The organism is Nocardioides sp. Root140 (assembly GCF_001426745.1).
Taxonomy (GTDB): Bacteria; Actinomycetota; Actinomycetes; order Propionibacteriales; family Nocardioidaceae; genus Nocardioides.
Genome location: NZ_LMFI01000017.1, coordinates 44526 through 63214 on the forward strand (window position 1 = coordinate 44526; position 18689 = coordinate 63214).

Annotated in this window: 19 protein-coding genes; 5 read left to right on the top strand and 14 right to left on the bottom strand. The window is 69.2% G+C overall.

The annotated features are described in order from the left end of the window. Position 1: 1 nt before the first annotated feature. From ASD30_RS25440 to ASD30_RS25465, 6 genes are read right to left on the bottom strand one after another with little or no spacing between them, the layout of a single operon-like run. On the bottom strand, positions 2-1222 hold the full coding sequence (locus ASD30_RS25440) for an NAD(P)/FAD-dependent oxidoreductase (protein WP_056689114.1): 1221 nt from the start codon (positions 1220-1222) through the stop codon (positions 2-4). Next, a complete protein-coding gene (locus tag ASD30_RS25445) occupies positions 1219-1416 on the bottom strand; it encodes a ferredoxin (RefSeq protein WP_056689117.1) in 198 nt (65 codons plus the stop codon). Before ASD30_RS25445 ends, ASD30_RS25440 begins: the two co-directional genes overlap by 4 nt. Before the next feature lie 54 nt (positions 1417-1470). Continuing rightward, the gene (gene hcaB / locus ASD30_RS25450) at positions 1471-2256 is read right to left on the bottom strand and encodes a 3-(cis-5,6-dihydroxycyclohexa-1,3-dien-1-yl)propanoate dehydrogenase (protein ID WP_056689120.1); all 786 of its coding nucleotides are present in this window, start codon (positions 2254-2256) and stop codon (positions 1471-1473) included. Continuing rightward, a complete protein-coding gene (locus tag ASD30_RS25455; protein ID WP_056689123.1) occupies positions 2253-2561 on the bottom strand; it encodes a hypothetical protein in 309 nt (102 codons plus the stop codon). Before ASD30_RS25455 ends, hcaB begins: the two co-directional genes overlap by 4 nt. Continuing rightward, positions 2558-3148, bottom strand: a complete 591-nt coding sequence (locus ASD30_RS25460; protein ID WP_056689126.1) for a 3-phenylpropionate/cinnamic acid dioxygenase subunit beta — start codon at positions 3146-3148, stop codon at positions 2558-2560. The genes ASD30_RS25455 and ASD30_RS25460 overlap by 4 nt, the downstream gene beginning before the upstream one ends. Then, on the bottom strand, positions 3145-4650 hold the full coding sequence (locus ASD30_RS25465; protein ID WP_200951261.1) for a Rieske 2Fe-2S domain-containing protein: 1506 nt from the start codon (positions 4648-4650) through the stop codon (positions 3145-3147). The genes ASD30_RS25460 and ASD30_RS25465 overlap by 4 nt, the downstream gene beginning before the upstream one ends. A 624-nt stretch (positions 4651-5274) precedes the next feature. Between ASD30_RS25465 and ASD30_RS25470 the strand changes: the two genes are divergently transcribed. Next, on the top strand, positions 5275-5868 hold the full coding sequence (locus ASD30_RS25470) for a hypothetical protein (RefSeq protein WP_056689132.1): 594 nt from the start codon (positions 5275-5277) through the stop codon (positions 5866-5868). Further along, positions 5865-6545, top strand: coding sequence for a hypothetical protein (locus ASD30_RS25475; RefSeq protein WP_056689135.1), 681 nt, complete (start codon positions 5865-5867; stop codon positions 6543-6545). The genes ASD30_RS25470 and ASD30_RS25475 overlap by 4 nt, the downstream gene beginning before the upstream one ends. Positions 6546-6568: 23 nt before the next feature. On the opposite strand, the gene ASD30_RS25480 is transcribed toward ASD30_RS25475, so the two are convergent. The 8 genes from ASD30_RS25480 to ASD30_RS25520 form a co-directional block, all read right to left on the bottom strand. After that, on the bottom strand, positions 6569-9679 hold the full coding sequence (locus tag ASD30_RS25480) for a helicase-related protein (protein WP_056689137.1): 3111 nt from the start codon (positions 9677-9679) through the stop codon (positions 6569-6571). Next, the gene (locus ASD30_RS25485; protein WP_056689140.1) at positions 9676-11496 is read right to left on the bottom strand and encodes a phospholipase D family protein; all 1821 of its coding nucleotides are present in this window, start codon (positions 11494-11496) and stop codon (positions 9676-9678) included. Before ASD30_RS25485 ends, ASD30_RS25480 begins: the two co-directional genes overlap by 4 nt. Beyond that, positions 11496-12683: a DUF6361 family protein gene (locus tag ASD30_RS25490; protein ID WP_156393782.1), complete on the bottom strand. Its 1188-nt coding sequence runs from the start codon at positions 12681-12683 to the stop codon at positions 11496-11498. The genes ASD30_RS25485 and ASD30_RS25490 overlap by 1 nt, the downstream gene beginning before the upstream one ends. Continuing rightward, on the bottom strand, positions 12680-13327 hold the full coding sequence (locus ASD30_RS25495) for a hypothetical protein (protein ID WP_156393783.1): 648 nt from the start codon (positions 13325-13327) through the stop codon (positions 12680-12682). Before ASD30_RS25495 ends, ASD30_RS25490 begins: the two co-directional genes overlap by 4 nt. Beyond that, complete coding sequence (locus ASD30_RS27340; protein ID WP_200951262.1) at positions 13324-13677, bottom strand: hypothetical protein; 354 nt, start codon at positions 13675-13677, stop codon at positions 13324-13326. The genes ASD30_RS25495 and ASD30_RS27340 overlap by 4 nt, the downstream gene beginning before the upstream one ends. A gap of 46 nt (positions 13678-13723) precedes the next feature. Next, on the bottom strand, positions 13724-14500 hold the full coding sequence (locus ASD30_RS25505) for a hypothetical protein (protein WP_056689153.1): 777 nt from the start codon (positions 14498-14500) through the stop codon (positions 13724-13726). A gap of 229 nt (positions 14501-14729) precedes the next feature. Continuing rightward, positions 14730-15164, bottom strand: a complete 435-nt coding sequence (locus ASD30_RS25515; RefSeq protein ID WP_056689160.1) for a hypothetical protein — start codon at positions 15162-15164, stop codon at positions 14730-14732. A 231-nt stretch (positions 15165-15395) separates the two neighbouring features. Then, on the bottom strand, positions 15396-15869 hold the full coding sequence (locus ASD30_RS25520; protein WP_056689164.1) for a hypothetical protein: 474 nt from the start codon (positions 15867-15869) through the stop codon (positions 15396-15398). A gap of 321 nt (positions 15870-16190) precedes the next feature. Here ASD30_RS25520 and ASD30_RS25525 point away from each other — a divergent pair, with 321 nt between their 5' ends. The 3 genes from ASD30_RS25525 to ASD30_RS25535 all read left to right on the top strand — a co-directional run bounded on the left by ASD30_RS25525 (position 16191) and on the right by ASD30_RS25535 (position 18668). After that, entirely contained in the window at positions 16191-16898 is a 708-nt protein-coding gene (locus ASD30_RS25525) for a hypothetical protein (RefSeq protein WP_056689167.1), read from the top strand. A 19-nt stretch (positions 16899-16917) separates the two neighbouring features. Beyond that, positions 16918-17526, top strand: coding sequence for a DUF3145 family protein (locus tag ASD30_RS25530; protein WP_056689171.1), 609 nt, complete (start codon positions 16918-16920; stop codon positions 17524-17526). 80 nt (positions 17527-17606) lie between these two features. After that, the gene (locus ASD30_RS25535; protein WP_056689300.1) at positions 17607-18668 is read left to right on the top strand and encodes a DUF4192 domain-containing protein; all 1062 of its coding nucleotides are present in this window, start codon (positions 17607-17609) and stop codon (positions 18666-18668) included. Positions 18669-18689 lie beyond the last annotated feature (21 nt).

Here is an 18689-nt window from a genome sequence, read left to right on the forward strand (position 1 = left end):
CTCATTCCTGAACCTTCGAAGCCTGTGCCGTGAGGGCGTCGTGGACCTGCGCGAGCCGTGACCCGTCACGGAGTGCCCTGCGGCACCCGATCAGGGCGCGGGGCCAGTTCACGACCGCCGCCCCGCTCAGCGTCGTCCCGTCGCGGGTGTAAAGGACTGCGAAGCGGTTGTCTTCGGCCGGGTCCCCGACCACGACGTGCTCGGTCGTGCCGCTGGTGCGGCCCACGACCTGGACCTTCCAGTCGTGCTGGTCGCTCCAGACGTACTCGACGGGGGCGTAGACGCGCAGGTCGTCGGGATGGGCGATGTTGTGGGCCACGCACACGGCCTGGTCGACGGCGTTGGTCCAGTGTTCGACCCGCATCTCGGCGCCGTACCCTGGGTGGAACCAGCGGGCGACGTCGCCGACACCGAAGACGTTGTCAGCGTCGACGGCCCGGCAGTACTGATCGCAGACCAGCCCGTTGTCGACGACCAGCCCTGAGGACCGCAACCACCCGTCGTTCGGCTCTGCGCCGATGCCCACCACCACGACCGCGGCGGCAAGCTCCGAGCCGTCGGTGAGCCGGACGGTGAAGTCGCCGAGCTCCCCATCGATGGCCTCCACGCCGACGCCGAAGATCGAGCGGACCCCGTGTCGCCGGTGCAGGTCGACGAACCAGCCACCGACCTCGGGGTTGAGCACTCGGCTCATCGGCACGGGAAGCGGGTCGACCAGGGTGACCTCGAGGTCGAGCAGCCGTGCAGTGGATGCGACCTCGGCCCCGATGAAGCCGGCGCCGACCACCACGACGTGCCCGCCGTCGAGCAGGTCCTGACGGAGCAACTGGGCATCCCTGAGTACACGGACCACGTGGATGCCTGGGCGCTCACCCCACGGGGACGGCCGGGCACGCGCCCCGGTGGCGACCACGAGATGGTCGTAGCGCAGCGGATCGTGGCCCTGGAGCTCGACGAGGTTCGCGGCGACGTCGACCCGGGTGGCGCGATGGCCGAGGAGCAGCCGGATGCCGGCCCGGTCGGCGGCGTCCTGGGTTAGCAGGCGCACCGAGTCGGCGGTTGCGGTTCCGGCGAGCAGCCCCTTGGACAGCGGCGGCTTGTCGTAGGGCAACTCGCTCTCCTCGCCGACGAGGACGACCTCCCCGTCGTACCCTTCGGATCGCAACGCCTGCGCCGTCCGGACACCACCGACGGACGATCCGACGATGACGGTGGAGGTCACTGGTCCTCCACCAGGAGCGCGGAGACGGGGCAGCTCCGAGCAGCTTCCTCCACACGGCCGCGGTCGCTTTCACTCACCTCGGCCCTCAGCAGGACGACGACCCCGTCGTCGTCGATGTCGAAGTAGTCCTCGGCACCCACTACGCAGTTGGCATAGCCCTGACAGGCCTCCAGGTCCGCTTTCACAACTGCCACTGCTCTCAGCTCCTCGCTCCCCTGTATGCCTCGGTATGGTGCTCGGTCTTGGCTTCACCGCTTGACCGCGATGCCGCCGTCGGGGTGGATGACGTCCCCGGTCACTCCGCGTGCCCGCTTTGACGCGAGGAAGACGTAGCTCCACGCGTGGTCCTCGCCGCTGAGGGCGACCTGCAGCGGGACCCGCGCCGCGAGCTCCGCCTCCCGGCCGGGGGTATCGTCGAGCCGGCTGTCCCGCAGGCCCAGGCTCTGGAGTCCCCGTAGGTCGGTGTTCATGGTGCCGCCGGGCGCGACGCCGTTGACCCGCACCTCTGGGGCCAGCTCGTAGGCCAGCGACGTGACCAGGCCGCGGACGGCGAACTTCGAGGAGACGTAGAGGACCCCGCCGCGGCCCGGGTAGTAGGCCGAGGTGGACTCGGTCAGGATGATTGCGCCGCGCGACTCCTTCAGGGCGGGCAGGGCGGCCTTGACCGAGTGCAGGTGGGACTTGACGTTGACGGAGAACATCTCGGTGAACGCTTCGTCGATCTGGTCCGTCTCGAGGTCGCCGATCCCGCGGTAGAAGTCGAAGACTCCGACGCAGTTCACCAGGATGTCTAGGCCGCCGAAGGCCTCGACCGTCCGGCCCACGGCCTCGTCGTTCGCCGCCCGGGTTGTTGCGTCGCCGGCGGTGACGGGTACCTCTGGCAGCTCCTTGCCGATCGCCGCGCACTTGTCCTCGTCCTTTTCGAGCACGGCTACCCGCGCGCCCTCCCCGAGGAACGCATCGACCACGGCACGGCCGATCCCGGAACCGGCGCCGACGACCAGCGCCCGGCGGCCATCGAGCCAGTCACTCATGCCGAGTCCTCCTGGATCAGAGGACCGAACGGGTTGCCGATCATCGCGGAGAACGTCGCAGTGCTCTGCCAAGTCAGCGACTCCAGCTCCAGAGGGTCGAGTGTGATCCACTGGCCCGACTTCGGGGACTCGATCATGAGCCGGGAGCCGTTGCGCGTCTCGACCCGGAGCACATGGATTTCGGAGAACTCGTTGGCGATCACGATTAGATCGCCGACCGCATGTTCGAGAAACACGTCGCGCTGGGCGGCCGCTGTGATGGCCGCCTGGCGGTCCTGCTCCTCACCCTCCCACTGCAGGCTCATAGGAAGATCGCGAGGTTCTGGGTGCGGAGGACGGACTCGTCGACGGCAATGTGTCGACGGGCGAGCTGCCAACGGTCGCCGTCTCGGCGCAGGAGGTCCTCCCGCCCGGCGGAGATCAGCGAGGCCTCGCGCACGTCACCGCGGCTGCGGAAGAGCAGCACAGCCGAGTCCACGATGATCTCGTTGGCGGCGTCGGTCTCGAAGGTGCGCACGTTGGTCACGTAGTGCCTGATCCGGGAGGGCGGGTCCTCGGTCCAGGCGTGCTCGGTGGCGAAGCGGGCTACCCGACGGCTCAGGGAGTACTTGTTCTCGTCGAAGTGCGCCATCCCGGGGGCTGTGTCATAGCCGGAGCCGAGCGCTGTGGTGACCTTGACCGGCATGAAGTAGTGGATGTCTTCGGTGAGCATCTCCAGCCAGGTCTCGTACTCCTGATGGTCGAGGATATAGGCCTCCTCGACCAGCCAATGGTGCGCGGCCAGGTGACGTGGGTCGTCGAAGGGCAGGCTCTTCCCCGCCCGGCTCGTGGTCGAGGCGTGTCGTCCCAAGGGCGATTGAGCCGAGTCGATCGCGTGGTGCGTCGTGCTCATCGGGGGACCTCCTCGATCGGCTTCTCCGCGCCCACCGCGAGCGAGGCTGCCTCGTCGACCGGGCGTTCAAGGCAGTTGGCCCACTCGTTGAGCAGGTGACGCTGGTTGTACTCGCCATAGCCGGCGTGTGCGACGCCTGGGCCGGCGAACTCCTCAGCAGACAGCGGCTGGACAACGGGGGAGCCGTCGAAGAGCATGCCCATGCGGCTGTTGAGCTGGAGGCGTCGGGCCATGGAACCCGCTGCGGTGTTGGTCAGCGAGACCCAGTTCTCGACGTCGTCCTGCTCGAACATGCCCGTGCTGCCGAAACACATCAGGTAGGCCTTGTAAGACAGAGCCTTGAACTCCTCAGGTGCCTCCTTGTCCACGGCGAACCAGGACAGGATCTCGGTCTCGTTCTCGCTGATCGGCTGCCATTGCCGGATCGAGACGAAGGGCAGGACGTCGTCGGACTCCTCCACGCGGGGCCAGTTGTGGACAAAACTCAGGTTGGGGAAGAGCGAGGCCGCAGAGATCATGAACCCGTTGTCGCCGATGACCGTCTGCTGATCCGGCGACCAGGTTTCCTTCATTCTCTCGATCATCTCGTCGGGGTAGCCGACGTAGCGCAGTCGCTCCTCTAGGTTGCCGTCCGGAAGCTTGTACGTCGTGCCACCACCGTTCCCGGCCCAGTAGGTGTTGCCGTCCTTGCGCTTCTCCGCCTTGGGCTCACGGAAGAGCCCGATCTCGACGACGCTGGTGTGGGTCTGCGGCGTGTGGTACATGTCGCCGGCAAAGTTCTCCGCGCCGATCTTCCAGTTCGCCTTCACCCGCCAGCGCTGCGGGCCGCGCAGCTCGATCCCACTGCTGCTCTGCTTGGTGTAGTAGTCGAGGTAGAACTTGAAGTCGCCCAGGAACTCCTCCAACGGCGGCGCGTCGGGATCCAGGCTGATGAAGATCAGCCCGTTGTAGGTCCCCAGTGACGGTGCCGGCAACAACGTCTGACCCTTGCGGGAAAACCCCTCCTCGCCTCCATAGGCCTCCTTGTGGAACGGCAGACCGACAATCCGGCCGTCGTTCCGGTAGGACCAGCCGTGATACGGACACCGGAAGTGAGAGGCGTTTCCCATCTCCGCGCGGCACACCTGCATGCCGCGATGCAGGCACATGTTGAACATCGCCCGCACCCCACCGTCGTTGTCACGAGAGATGATGAACGAGTCCTCGAGCACCCTACGGACGACGTAGTCCCCCGCATCGGGGACCTCGGACTCATGCGCGACGAACAACCAGCTCCGGCCAAAGAGCCGCTCCTTCTCGAGAGAGAAGATCTCCGCGTCGTTGTAGATGTGCGCAGGGATCATCCCGCGGCGCACCGCGTCAAACACCGCCGCTTGTTCGGCCATCGTGACTCCTACCGTCAGGACAAAGGTACCAAGACATATTCTGTCAGTCAGAGACATGTTCTTGTCAATAGAAGAATAGATCGCGATCGGGGACGCGTCAAGACGCCGGGCCCCCACCGACGCCCCTGGCCACGACAGACTGAGGAGTCGGACGTTGGCCAGCTTGCACCAGCCACCACCACTGCAGAAACACTTTCTCCCATACAGAGAGCGAACGTGTCAAGGATCACCCTTGCAGTCGACCCGGCATCACACAGCTTCGTGGCGATCGGCACTTGGCCCAGGCGTTGTTTCGCGTCAGCACATGATCTTGCAGACCACGGGGCGGAGTCCCGCATGCTCTCAAGAGCCGCGCGTCCGTGAACCGATCGCTCATCCCAGCGCTGCAGGGGATGCCGGCAGTGAGGACCCTGCGGCGACTTGCGCTGTTGAACTTGTGGGACATCACGTCGAGCACGACGACTGCGACGCATTTGTCGAGCTCGCCCGGAATCACCGAGCACGCTCGCAAGCGATTGCTGAGTCGCTTTACACCTCCGCAACGCTTGCCTCGCCAGCCGCCAGGGCCCGGTTGGGTCCCACCTGATCTGCTTCCGTTCCCATGGCGAAGGGGCACAAAGCTAACTGGCAGTAGAAGTAGATGCGACTATCCCGTTGGTTGGACGCCGATAACCTATCTTATGTCAGGTAATCCTGACGGAATCGCTTCCCCGCGTCAGGATTACCTGCCATGATAGCGACATGGGTTGGGTGACGGAAGACGGTTTGCACGAGGGCTATCTGGTGCCGCAGTTCGTCGATGGCCAGCGCGCTGTCGGGACGACCGGTGGCGGGATTCCCGACGACCAGGTGGCCTCCGGCCCCGAGGTGCAGGCCGCGGACGGCACCTGGTCCTACCCGACCCGGCCTGCCGGCGAGGTCACCGGCTGGGTGATCTGCTGCGACTGCCGGGTCCAGGATTCGTTCCGCTACACCACCTGGGTCGGCCCCGTCTTCACCCGGGTCCCGTCCAAGGCGCTGGAGGACCCGAAGGCCCTGCGGGTCTACGCCACCGACGAGGACGTCGTGTTCGTCTCCGACCGCGAGGACGTCCACGAGGTCGCCCACGACCTGTGGCGCTCCGAGCACGCGTTCGGTGCGGACGCGCTGGGTGAGGTCGAGGCCGCCGCCCAGGCCGCGGCGGCAGCCAAGGAGCGGCTCGATGCCGCGGTCTCGATCGCCCGAGCGTCGGGCGAGACGTGGGAGGCGATCGGCCGCGCCGCTGGCATGGCCCGACAGTCCGCCCAGGGCCGCTGGGGCACGTCCCCCGACGCCGGATCGGCAGGAGACCGATGAGCACCACCGACTGGACCCAGGGCCGCGTCGACGCACTCCTCTCGGCGCTCGACACCTACGGGATGGTCATGTCCCGGGCGGCCGCCGAGGACCTGATCACCGAGCGCGTCGGCTCGGTGGCACAGTTGATGCGGACCACGAAGGCCACTGCGCGCCACTACCTCACCGACGAGGCAATCGCCGGCATGGCCGAGTCGATCGCGTTCTCGCTGGCCGAGGAGTCCCCCGGCGCCGAGCTGTACGAGGCACCCCGCACTGCGGCCGTGCCGATCAATGTCGTGGGGCGGACGGTCGCCGGGCTCGCCGAGGCCTGCCAGGTCCGCTTCGCCGAACGCGACGACCCCGAGCACGCCGAGACCCGTGTCACCGAGCTGGTTAAGTGCCTGTCAGTTCTCGGCACCATCGCCAGCACCGAGCCCACGCGCGCCGCCGCCGGCGCCGAGGGGATCGCCGGGGAATCTGCTGATGTCACGATGGCGTTCCCACCGGCGCTGCTGCGCCGAATCGCCCGCTACCTCGACGCGGCTGCCACCGCAGCCGACGACGGTGCCACTCCCCCGGGCTTCGACGGTCGTCCGGAACAGCTGGCTCAGGCCTTCCGCGACGACGCCACGGTGCTGCGCATCCTCGCCGAGGCTGGCGGTCCCTCTGGCCCACCGAACCTGCGGGGGCTGTGATGCGCGGCGTGTAGGTGATGTCGTCATCGGGGCTCCAGGTCGATGCGCAGGTCGTCGAGGTCGGCGGCGCTGTCGCCGAGGTAGCGCAGTAGATCCTCTTGCCTCGGTTGGCCGAGCACCAGGCGGTAGGCGCCGACGGTCCGCAGCAGCCGCCGCAGGGCGTGGCTTTCTTTGCTCAGCGGCAGCGCCGGCACGTAGCGCTCAATCCGCGCGGTGCCGGCGAGCGGCGGGATCCACGAGGGGTAGATGTCGCTGACGCCGGGCTCGCGGTCCTCTGCCGCCAGCCGGAACAGCTCCGCCCACGGGTTCGCCGCCCGGACCACCTCGGGACGGTCGCCGTAGCCGGCGGCGACGTTTCGGCGTACGGCGTGGCCTTGGTAGCGGTGCACGCGCCCCTCCCGCTGCTCCAGGTCGACGGGGTTGCTGGGTAGGTTCCAGTGCACGATGGCGTGGCTGTAGTGGTGGAAGTCGAGCCCTTCCTGCCCAACCGACGTCGAGGCGAGGACGAAGGGCCAGAACGGCGAGTTGAACGCAGTCCGAACCTGACCCTCGCGCATCACGCTCTTGTCGTCCTCGGTCACCCCTCGGCCGAACCGCACGGCGAGGTGGGTCCGGGTGCGGTGGGGCGTTGAGACGACCCGACCGTTACGCACCTGGATGTCGGTGAACGTCTGCACGGCGGTCCGCAGGGAGGCTGCAGCGTCCACCTCCTCCGCGATCGTCTCCGCCGAGGTCACGTTCAGCACGTGGACGTACTCGTCGAGGACACTCTGCAGCCCACCGCCGACGGAGTGCCGCAGGACGTCAAGCCAGTACGCTCCCTCACCGGAGCTACGGACGATGCCCATGATCTCCGGCCGGTTGAACATGTTGCGCAGCGACCACGCGATGCACGAGGCGTACGACCTGATGTCCGGGTCGCTGAGCGCCTCGACGCCGCCCGTGACACGCGACAGCGCGCGGAGCGCCACGTTTCCCAGGCCCCCCAGCGCCTGGAGGACGAGCACTTGCACGAGGTCATCCGGGCGCCTGCCCAGCGCGCGGTCCTCTAGTTCGGCCGCCGCGTCGAGGTGGTCGCCGAACCCGCGCTGGGTCACGTCGTCGGGATCGTCGGCAAGGCCGTAGGGCAGCTCCGCCATCAGGTCGAGGTCGCGCTGCCGGTCGAGAAGGGCCGCGGCCCAGTACCAACGGGCGTCCTCCACCCCGGTCTCCGGGCCGGCCGGGAGCGTCGCCAACAGCTCCTCGATCCGGCGCCGCACCTCGGCCTCGATCTCGGACCGTGCCATCGGCAGGGTGCGGCCCAGCGTACGTGCGACGTCCAGCGGGTCGCCCGCCTCGGCGAGCGTGACGCTCGGGTAAAGCAGGCCCAGGGCCGGTACACCGGTCAGCCGGCCGTCGGTCTTCTGAAACGTCAGCAGACCGGTCGGTCGTGTCGCGTCGTACTGCGTCCAGGCGGCGGCCGAGCTGGCCCGCGCCGCGCGCTCTGCGATCCGGCGCTCGGCCTCGTAGCTGATGACCGTGCCGATCGCCTTGGGCGCCACCGCCCACGATGAGAAGACCAACCGTTTGGTGAACTCACGGAGCTGCGGCTCGGCGTAGGGCCCCGCGAGCTCGTAGTACGGCATCGACGGCGGGATCCACACCAGCTGCCAGGCTCCGCGGTCGAGCACGTCGGCGGCGAGGCCGCGCATCTTCGCGTTGGCCGGGTCGACCCGTTGGTAGCCCCGAACCTGCTCCCAGGTCAGCCCGGCTGCACCCGCCGAGAGCGCGCTGACCAGCGCCGGGTCGCCGGGGTCGTGGTCTTGGAACCGGTGCTTGATCTGGTAGTTCTCCATCAGTTCCAAGACGTACGGGGCGGCCCGCCAGTACTCCAGCGGGTCCTGGCCGTTGACCACCTTGGCCACGCCCTGCAGCCTCCGGAAGTCGCGGACGTCATCGGACGCCAGCGCCACCCCAGGCAGCCCGCGGGTGACGACGAACCCGTCGCGGTCCGGTGTTGTAGCCAGCCGCTCAGTTCGGGTCATGACCCGGCGCAGCTCGGCCTGCACCTGATCGCGCGCAGCCCGGGCGGTTGCCAGGTCGCCGGCGTACAACGCCCGCCTGAGCTCCCCCGACTCGCGCTGCACCCTGGCGGCCCGGTCTGGACCCGCGAGGAAGCTGACCGTGTCGACGAAGTCGCGGTAGTGGTCGTCGCCCTCGGGCTCCTCGGGCAGTGTGTACATCTTGAAGGGGGTCGCGCTGAGAAGCAGCAGCCGGCAGCCCTCGAAGTCGAACAGCTCGCGCGCGAGCTCGGCGCCTTCGCCCTCGTCGGACATCAGGTCCTTGAACCGCTGGAACTCGTCGAGGATGACCAGGTCGGGCTCGAGCTTCCGGACCGCGGTGCGGGCAAGCGCCTGGCGCATCTTCCCGATCAGCCGGTAGCGGCGGTGGCCCAGCGAGCCGCCCGGATTGCCCCGCACGGGCACGAACTCCCGCACACAGGCTCGAAGCTCGTCGCTGAGTCGCCCACCCATCGGGCCCTTGAGGGAGTCCAGCGACTCGGCGAACTCACGGCCCAGCTCGGCTGTGAGTTGACGCCGGTCGAAGTTCTTCAGTGCCCGGTCGAAGTTCGCGTCGCTCACCCGGCCCTGGAAGAAGCGCACCCACGGTCCGGGGCGCACCTCGCTGCTCCAGGCGGTCTTGAGCAGCCAGTAGAGGAGCACCCGCTCTCCAACGTGGCCGCCGCTGTCGGAGATGTTGAACGACGTTCCGGGGGTGAACGAGACGAAGTTGAGCTTGCGTCCCTCCAGCTTGCGCAGCTGGGTGGCGAGCAGGGTCAGCCGGTCGGCGTGGCGGCGCTCGTCGCCGTCGGACCCGATGCGCAGCTTGGGCAGGTTCTGCCGGGCGATCTGGCCGTTGGAGCAGATGTAGACGACGTCGACGCGGTCGACGGTGTCCCAGAGGTGGTCGATGGCCTTGGCGATGACGCCGCGCGCGACGAGAGTCTTGCCGAGCCCTACCTCGTCAGCGACGAGGAAGCGGCGGGTGGGGTCAACCGGGTCCCAGAGTCGCTCGTGGACCCGGTCGACGGTGCGGAGCTGGAAGTCCTTCAGACCCTCCAGCTCGCGCTCGAGATCTGGTCGCGGTGTCGTCATCGCTCGCTCGCTTCCCACACCACACGCCACAGCTCGAGGAACTCCGCGCTCAGCTGGGGTAGCTCGCCGTTCGGGTCCCTGAGGTCCTCGAGCAGCCGGTGTGCCCGGAGGAGCGCGTCGTCTCCCCGCGCGGCCGCCCGGACCAGGGGCTCCAGTAGGACCAGGTCGTCGAAGGAGACGCCGTACGAGCCGCGCTTCTTGTCGTCGTCCTCGTCCTCGTCCGCGCCGTCGTGCAGCAACCGGTCGAGGAGGTCGTCAACCGAGGGGTCACCGAGCAGCAGTGCGAGGTAGCGGAGGATGTCCTCCTGACGCGCGAGCAGTTCACGTAGCAGCCGGGCCAGCCGGTCCTGAGGTGCGTCCACCACCTCGCACAGCAGCACACATTCCTTGGTCATGGTCGTCCCGTCGACGTCGACGGTGGTGCTGACGGCGAGGTACGGCGTGAGCCCGGCCAGGTTGAGGCCGCGCCACGACGGACCGTCTGCCAAGGGGCGGAACGGAATGGTGCGGACGCCGACCGGGCGCGCTGTGGTCCGGTCGACGAGCCCGTCGGGGTCGGCCGGGAGCGTGACCTCCAGCTGCAGGTCGAACCCGGACTCGCCGTCGGTGACGAGCAGCCGGGGTGTGCACGCGGCGAGCTCGGCGTGCCACAGCTCGACCATCCGTTCGGCTCGGTAGACGGGGTCGGGCTGGGGCTCGACCTCGCGGGGGGCGTAGCCCTGGGTGATGCGGAGGAAGCCGGAAGTGTCGTCGCCCACGAGCGCGTGGACGCCGCAGGCCGAGATCGGGCCGGACAGCAGCACGGACAGCTCGATGTTGCCGCCGAACGCGGCGCCGGTGCAGTTGGCCGAGCCGGTCAGGACGTGGGCGCGGCCCTCGGTCTGCCAGGCGAAGACCTTGGCGTGCAGCCCCTTGGATAGGTCGGCGGCGGGAGCTGCCTCGGCGTTCTCGTCGGGCTGGGCGGAGTCGGCCAGCGGTTGCAGCACCCGCAGGTCGAGGTCGACCAGAGCGCGTGACCCGAGCCGCTCGAAGGTGTCCGGGCGCGAGAGCAGGATCCGGTCTCCGCGGCTCCGCGGCAGCCGGTCGACCGCCCCGACGTCGAGGAACGGCGAGATCACCGCGCAGGTGTCGGCCGTGTCCGGGAGCGGCCAGCCGTCACCGGACGGGGTGCCGAGGGCGATGACGCGGCCCTCGGTGAACGGTTCCGGGAGGGCCAGCCGGGCGTGGCGCAGGCTCTCGCACAGGTCGCGGAGCTGCTCTCGGCGTACTGCGGTCAGCGGCCGGACGGTGCTTTCGAGCAGCTCCTCGACGAAGGTGCTGATTGGTCCGGGGTCCAGGGTGTGCTTGGCGTCGGGGTCCTCGTCACAGATCAGGACGGTGTCCCAGGAGCGGTCGCCGGTCAGGTTGCGGCTCAGGCAGGCGAACCGGTGTCGCCTGCGCCCGTCGTCGTCGACGAACCGGAGCACCCAGATCTTCGGGTGGAAGGTACGGCCCGGGGGCGGTGCGACCTCCGCGACGCACCCTTCCGCGAACGCCGCCAGCTTGGGGTAGGCAGGTGGCACGTGGATGCCGGCCGCCTGGCACAGCACGGTCGTGTGCTCGGCGTGCCGTCGGATCGACTCGAGCAGCGCGAGCGGCGTGGCCGCCCCGTCGAGCTCCGTGGCGTGGCGCTGGTCGTAGGCGGCCATTGCGAGTGGCGCCAGGAGCACGGAGGTGAGGTCGAGGGTGTAGGTCGTGGCCAGCGCGCGCTCGACGGCGTACCCGTCGGGCGGCCGCAGCGCGTCTGTGAGCAGGTGTCTGCTCTCGGGCTCGAGCATCAGACCGCACCGCCGCTCAGCCCGGCGAGGACGTCGTCCAGGAACCGCTGCGCCACCCGCCACCGGTAGTCGAGCCGGACCAGCCCGGCTCCCCCGCTCCAGCCTGCTCGCGCGTCCGGGTAGGCGATGCGGCTGCGCCGCCCCTTCAGCCGGATCTCGCGGTCGCGGACCAGCCGCTCGGCGTGGTCGCCGGCGTTGTCGCCTGCCTCGACGAGGTCTATCCATTGATTGACGAAGGCGACGGTCGGCGCGCCGACGCGCGGGTTGAGCTGGCGCACCAGCGCCCAGAAGTCCTGCCGCTGCCACCCCTCGAGCGCCCGCTCTGCCTCGAGGTCCTCGAGCCAGTCCTCGGTCGACTCCTCGTAGAGCTCGACGAGCGCGTCGTCCTCGACCTGGCGAGCCAGCATCAGGTTGTACAGAAGCGGCGCGCCGTGCCAGACGTGGTGGAGTCGGCGCGCGTGGTCGATCCGCGCCCGGTGCTCGTCGGGCATGTCGCCCAGCTGGGGGTGCTGCCAGACCCAGTCGCCGCTCGCGGTTGTGGCGTTGGCGGCCAACCAGCCGAGCAGTGAGCTGGACGGAAGCCTCGCAAACACGGCCTTCAGCGTGTCCGCCTCGTCGTAGGTCAGGTCGAACGTGGTCTCGGTGAGCAGCTCTTCGGGCGGCGCCGGCAGCGCAGAGTCGAGGCCGACGTCCACGCGTGCCGTCTCGGCGTCCCCGGTGCTCACTTCGGCGCTGCGGCGGGCGTGCTGGGACGCCTTGCGGAAGTAGCCATCGATGGTCGTGTCCCAGCGGCGGAGCTGGAACGTGGCGAGCGCCGGCCAGTAGACCTGGCTCGGCATCGTCTTGAGCTTCTCCTGTGCCTGGCTGCCGATCACATTCGACTGCTCGCCACCGGCCAGCAGCGCCTTGATCAGCCGCACCTCAGCCTCCCGCAGCGCCTTGCGCGACTCGTCGACCGGCCGGCCCCTGCGGGCCACGTCGGTGAGCAGCCATGGGATGAATAAGAGGTAGCGCGCCCGGGTGTGCAGCACCGAGGTGCCCGGGAAGAACGAGTTGGAGAACGCGTCGCGGACGCTACCGATCCCGAGCTCGTCGACGCTCCCCTGGTCTTGGAAGAGCTTGATGACCTCCATCATCTGGGCCCGGTGGGCGTCGTCGTGGTCGAGCCAGCCGAACCGGGAGCTCACGGGCACACCTCCGACCGCTCAGCCAGGAAGCGCTCCACCTTCTGGGTCAGCTCGCCAACGGGACGGTGCCCCTCGGCTCGCATCAGGTCGAGCACCTCACGGACCCGAGCACCGCGGGTCAGGTCGACGCCGTGGCGTGCCAGCAGCCAGTCCTCCTTGTACCGCATCGGTCGGTCGGGCCGGCTGCTGTTGATGTCGGTCCACGACGTGAACGTGGGATGCAGTCTGCGGACAGCTGTCTCGCTGAGGTAGCAGACGATATCGGGCCGGTCGAGGCCGATCTCGCGCACATTGCGGCCGCGCTCCTTGGCCGCCCGGCGCAGGTGCAGAAGCTTCTTCTCCTCGGGAGTGCGTTCGCCGGAGCGGCTGAGCCGCTCCAGGCGAGTGTTGTCCAGCATGACGGTGACGTCGACGTCCAGGTAGCGCTCAATGAAGTCGAGGTCGACGGTGGCCAGGATGTTGTGCGTGCCGAGCATCCGGACCACCCCGACCCCGGCTGACCTGAGCTCCAGCCCCCACAGCTCGTCGAGGACGAGCCTGTCGTGCTCACCCTCGACCACGAGCAGGACCCCGCGGAGGTTCTTGTATGCCGGCACCTGGACGCCCAAGATCCGTGGACCGGTAATAGAGGGGGCGTTGGTCATGCGACAGGGCCGAACAGACGGCCACCCAGTTCCCCCACGCCGGTCAGGTCGCTGAAGGCGATCACCTTGACGTGGTGAAGCGATTGACGGCGGCCGCAGGACGCGGCGCTCGGAGGCGTGGTCCGTGTCGCATCAACGATTGTCTCGGCGAGGATCACTGGAAGGTCTGCCGGCGCGTATCCCAGCGCGGTCCGTGGGGACACGCGCATGACCTCGGCGACCGTGTCGATCCGGTTCCGCAGGATCTGGTCGAGCACCTCGGGCTCGACCGCCAGGCCCTGCTCGCGAAGCTGGTCCTCGACCGCGCGCGCGAGGTCGCCGAAGCGCGCGGTTCGTCTGGTGAGGGCCACGGCGACCACCTTAGGAGCTGGACGCGTCGCTCACCTGGGAACGGGGTCAGTCGTCGTCGAGGAGAGACCGAATCTCTGCGTCTTCCCTCTCCGGCCAGTCCATGCTGTCGACGCGCTCGAGGTAGGCGTCCCGGCACTCTTCCGCGGTCCACTCACCCGTGGCCGCGGCGAGGTCGCTCCACGTGGCCCCAGCTTTCAGGGCAGGTAACGGTGCGTAGTCCTGCGCGGCGTCTACGGCTTCCTGGATAGCCTCGACCGCAGCAACCAGCGCTGTGAGCGCACGACGGTCCTCGGGTCCGATCTGGTCCCAGCGGCGAGGGCAGTTCGCCCGGACATGCTGAAAGTTCGTGATCGCCTCGTCGAGACCGCCAACCGTGTGAGCCCACTCCCCCGACAGGTCGAGGCTGACGGTGAAGGTGGACCACCCGCCGACCACCGCGGTGAGGGGGTCGGAGTCCGTTTCACGAGGTGGGGCGAGCTGTCGCTGTTGGCAGGCAGCTCGGTCGGAGCAGACGTACCGCCACGTTCCGTCGTCCTCGACGGGCTGGTAGCGCCGCCACGGTGCGCGCCACTCCGGCGACTTGGTGGGGTCCACTGGCGTGACGTGGCCGCAGTCCGCGCATGCGGTCGGCTCAGTGACGCCGTGCTGCCGGACGAGCGCAGCGATGGGGTCGATCTCGCGGGAGTCGACGAACGGCCCCCACTCACCGCAACTACACCGGGCCGCGTGGAGGCGACCGCCGTCATCGGTCTGCTGGGAGCGGACGGTTCGGACGAGGGGGATGTGGATCGGGAGGGAGCGCAGGCGGTCGTGATCGGTCATCGAGACCCCCCGGCGAGGGCCAGTGTCGGGCAGGTGCGTGAGCAGCGTTGTACGTACTCGTTCGGGGTAATCTCGCCGACGACGTACTGCACCATGTCGTCGACCTCGCCCCGAGTCGGCTCCCTGCCCCCGGGGTACGTCTGAGCGAGATTGCGGACGACTGTGCGCCTCTGCCCGGGGGTGAGGCCGACGAACAGCTCGGGCCACTGCACGGTGACGCAAAGGCGGCTCATTCGCCCTGCGTCTTCCGCTGGGTCTTGGGCTTGCTCGCCGCGGCGCGGAGTTGGTCGACCTGTGCCTGCAGGCCGCTGCGTTCGGTTCGGAGTTCGTCGAGCTGCTCACCGAAGCTGGTGCGCAGGTCGGTGAGGCGCTGCTCGCCATGGCTGCGTTCGCGTTCGACTTCGGCGCGGACGGCGTCGCGCTCTGCCCTGGCGGTGGCCTCGGCGGCGCGGAGTTCTCCCACCTGCTCGCGAAGCTCGTCGACCTTGCCGCGCGCCACGTCGACCTGCTCGCGCGCGGCGGTGGCCGCCTGCTCAGCGCGGTCGGCGCGGGTGGTCTCGGCGGTGACCCGCTCGACCGCTCCCCGGGCTCGCTCGTCGGCCTCGGCGCGGGCTGCCTGGGCGGCGTCGAGCTCCTCGGCGAGATGGTCGCGCTCGCCCTCCACGAAAGACGAAACCCCCCCAATCGTCGCCTGGCTCGGCGTTGGATGGGCCGGGTCTGGGCGAACGCCGGGACGTGTGCCGGCGGTGCGTGCGATGCTTCCGCCTGAGAGCCCCGCCGGTGACCCGAGACGCCTGCGGGCTCTCAGCATGTTCCGTCGTGGCCGGCTGCCCCGGAGCGCGCACGGTCCGGCCCTTCCGTCGGGGCACCCCTTCTACGGGGATGGGCCCCCGGCTCAGGGGCTTCGGCGGCCTGCCTTGTGGATCTGCGCGGAGACGTCGGCGACGACCTCACCCAGTGAGACCGGTGCGGAGTCGTCCGCGAGTTGGTCGAGTAATTCTTCCGTGGGCTCTCCGAGTTGTGGGGCGGCGTAGGCGTCCCACAACTCGGTGGCTCGGTCGAATCGGGCGTAGGCCTCGGAGTCGGTGGGCGCTGCCGCGTGCAGCCAGACGGACGCGGTCGTTGTCACCAGGTGCGCGAGTCGGGTCGCCTCTTCGTCCGTGGCCTGAAGTACTTCACGTGCCGCCCGGCGTAGCTGGGCGGCCACATCGTCCGCTGCGGGCTCGTCGAGTGTCGGGGCGACGTACGCGTCCCACTCGCTGGTGGCGACGACCAGACGGCGGTAGGCCTCGGTGTCGGCCTTCGCGCGGCGCCAGGCGGATGCCGCCATCGCCACCTGCCGCTCGAGCAGGGCCGCCTCGTCGTCCATGGCCAGCAAGTGTCGACGACCGAGCGCCGACACGGAAGACCACACGCGCCCCCTCCCCCACTCCCCCGGGTCCACGAAGTTCGCCATGGCTGTCCGATCCAGTGCGCGACCGGTTGCTTCTCCGCAGCAGAGCACACGTCTCACGAGGAGAAGAACCTTGATGAACCAGCCCCCGAACGACTCGTCCGGCACCGCCGGACGTCCCCATGCCCACCCGGTCGCGCTGCGGGATCAGCTGACGCAAACCATGACGGCCGCGAAACAGCTCAGGTCAATCCTCGCCACGGTGGACGACCCCGGTCGCAGGCTCGGTGAGCACCGATGAACGAGCGTGAGGTGCTCGCGGCCGCCGACGCCGTCTTCGACGCGGAACGAGCGCTGCGGCTGGCCGCTGACACCGTCGACGAGCTCGGCGACCTTGCCGCGTCGTCTCTGCGGGTCCTCGACGATGCCGCAACCGACGCCTTCTACGCGCACCAGGAGGAGCGGCGGGACTTCTACCTGGAGTCCGCCGGCGACCACCTGGCGCGGCTGCGCAACAGGTCCGGTCTGATGAACGAGCTCGGCGAGGACCTCACCCGCCACCTGACCGCCGCCGGCAGCGCCATCGAGCGCGCCGGCGACGAGCTCGCGCGCGGCATCGACGGGGAGGACCGTGACACGGACGTCCGGGCACTGCGCACCCAGATCGACATCCTGACCGAGGTCGTCACGCTGGCGCGGCCGGTCGCGGAACAGATCACCCGCCACGCCCAGCACGCCGCTGAGTCAGCGGCTGCGACCGATGCACTGATGCTCCTCGACTCGCGGGTCCACCACGCCGGGCGGGAGGTGACCCGGGCCGACGAGGGCGTGTCGATGATGCGCTCGGTGATCGAGAGCGCACAGTCGCGGGCGCGGACCTCAGTGGCGCTCGCCGGTTCCCTCAGCTACACGGCCACGCAAACGAGCAGTCAGTCGTGGTCCAGCGGTCCTCCGCAGCAGACCCACCAGCCCGACACGCCGGCCGACCCCGGCATCGCCATCTGAAAGGAAAGGTGCACGCGCCATGGGTGATCGCACACCGATCGAAGTCATCGTCTACTCCTGCCCGCCGGAGAGAGTGAACGCGGTCCTCGAGGTCTTCGAGGAGTTCGGCCTAGGAGACAAGTCGGGCTTCCCGGCGACCCCCGTGCCAGGCCCGAGCGACCAGCGGAGCCTCGAGTTGGGCCGGGGGTACATCCACAGCGACATCTCCGTGGGCTCCAGCGCGGAGATCGCGGCGGCCCTGCCCGCCGAAGCGGCCTGGAAGGTCTGGGAGGACCCTAAGTACGAGCACCTCGGGGAGGTGCACCTGAATCACCCCGACCTGGGCGTGTTCGTCGCGGACTGCGACGCGCAGGGTCGCCCGGTGTTCACCAGCGAGGAGATCGACCGCCTCATCGAACGCACCGACGCAGACCGCGTTCAGCTCGGGCACCTGACGGGCCGCACCTGGGAGATCGCGCTCGAGCAGCTCGACGAGGCGAACAAGGGGATCGTGATCCCAAGCGACACCCCGCCCGCCTCGGCACCGCTGCAAGCCGTCGCGCTCAACCAGCTCGCGGCCGGACCGTCGCGGTGGATGCCCGCCGACGCGCCGGGTCAGGCTCGTTCGACGTCGGCCCCAAATCGGTAGCCGCCCAGCTGTCCGATCCGCCGGTTCGCCGGTTGCTTCTCCAGAAAACGTCCGCGCCAACTTGAACAGGTGTGCCCTCGATGAACAACACGCTCACGATCCGATCGCATGACGAGCTGATCGCCTACGTCCCGCACCTGCTGGGCTTCCAGCGAATTGAGTCGAGCATGGTGTGCCTCGCAATCGGCGGCGGACCGACCGCGCGCCTTGACCTTCCGGACTCCCCCGAGGCGATGAGGCAGTTCCTGGACCAGATGTCCGACGTCTACCTCCATCGGCACCCGACTCGCCGTGTCGCACTCATCGCGTTCGGCGAGGACGGCCGGGCCTGCATCGAGGCTCTCTCCGCCCTGGGCGAGACCTTGGTCGACAGCGACCGCGGTCCCGACGTCGGCCCCATGCTCTGGGTCAACGGCGAGGAGTGGTTCGACGTCCTCGACGGCACCAGCGGGACCGTCGACCCGGCGACCCGCGTCCGGATGGCCGCAGAGTTCGCCCTGCTGGGCCGGGCCATGCCGGCCGCCACACGGGAGGATCTCGCCGCCGCGATGCAGGGCGACCCCACTGCGGTCGCCGAGCAGCTGCCGGCTGCCGAGGCCCGCGTTCTGGACATGGACGCCGCTGCCCTCCATGCCGAGGTCGGGTGGCTGGGTACCCGGCTTGACCAGTTCCGGAGCGATCGGGAGTACCTCTCCGACGTCGACGCAGCCCGCGTCCTGGCCGTGATCCACGACAGCGGAGCTAGGAACGCGGCCGAGATGCGGATGACGCGTGAGAACGCGCCGGTCTACTCGGAGTTCTGGCACGACCTCGTCCGTCGCGCGCCGGACGCGGTGCGTGATACTCCGGCGGCGATGCTGGCACTCAGCTCGTACCTGGAGGGCAAAGGCGCGCAGGCGTGGGTGGCGCTCGATCAGATCTCCGAAGCGCGTCCGCCGCTGGCTGACCTCCTGGCGACCGCCCTCGAGCAGGCGATCGACCCGCGGGAGTGGGAGCGTGCGCTGCAGCCGGAGGCCCCCGGCTCGCTGATGCAGCAGGCGGCCCTGCGCGACAGGACCGCGCCGGAGCGCCGTACCCACGACCAGCACGACCACAACACCCACGGCGTCGAGGGCCCGGAGTCGTCGACCCCTGGGCGTTGAGAAGGACGGAGGCCAGACCCG

Excerpts from the sequence above, each read along its gene's own strand:
- ASD30_RS25470 (WP_056689132.1), top strand. The coding sequence starts at position 5,275 with ATGGGTTGGGTGACGGAAGACGGTTTGCACGAGGGCTATCTGGTGCCG.
- ASD30_RS25505 (WP_056689153.1), bottom strand. The coding sequence starts at position 14,500 with ATGACCGATCACGACCGCCTGCGCTCCCTCCCGATCCACATCCCCCTC.
- ASD30_RS25530 (WP_056689171.1), top strand. The coding sequence starts at position 16,918 with ATGGGTGATCGCACACCGATCGAAGTCATCGTCTACTCCTGCCCGCCG.
- ASD30_RS25495 (WP_156393783.1), bottom strand. The coding sequence starts at position 13,327 with ATGACCAACGCCCCCTCTATTACCGGTCCACGGATCTTGGGCGTCCAG.
- ASD30_RS25525 (WP_056689167.1), top strand. The coding sequence starts at position 16,191 with ATGAACGAGCGTGAGGTGCTCGCGGCCGCCGACGCCGTCTTCGACGCG.
- ASD30_RS25480 (WP_056689137.1), bottom strand. The coding sequence starts at position 9,679 with ATGACGACACCGCGACCAGATCTCGAGCGCGAGCTGGAGGGTCTGAAG.
- ASD30_RS25475 (WP_056689135.1), top strand. The coding sequence starts at position 5,865 with ATGAGCACCACCGACTGGACCCAGGGCCGCGTCGACGCACTCCTCTCG.
- ASD30_RS25460 (WP_056689126.1), bottom strand. The coding sequence starts at position 3,148 with ATGAGCACGACGCACCACGCGATCGACTCGGCTCAATCGCCCTTGGGA.
- ASD30_RS25535 (WP_056689300.1), top strand. The coding sequence starts at position 17,607 with ATGAACAACACGCTCACGATCCGATCGCATGACGAGCTGATCGCCTAC.
- ASD30_RS25520 (WP_056689164.1), bottom strand. The coding sequence starts at position 15,869 with ATGGACGACGAGGCGGCCCTGCTCGAGCGGCAGGTGGCGATGGCGGCA.
- ASD30_RS25455 (WP_056689123.1), bottom strand. The coding sequence starts at position 2,561 with ATGAGCCTGCAGTGGGAGGGTGAGGAGCAGGACCGCCAGGCGGCCATC.
- hcaB (WP_056689120.1), bottom strand. The coding sequence starts at position 2,256 with ATGAGTGACTGGCTCGATGGCCGCCGGGCGCTGGTCGTCGGCGCCGGT.
- ASD30_RS25485 (WP_056689140.1), bottom strand. The coding sequence starts at position 11,496 with ATGCTCGAGCCCGAGAGCAGACACCTGCTCACAGACGCGCTGCGGCCG.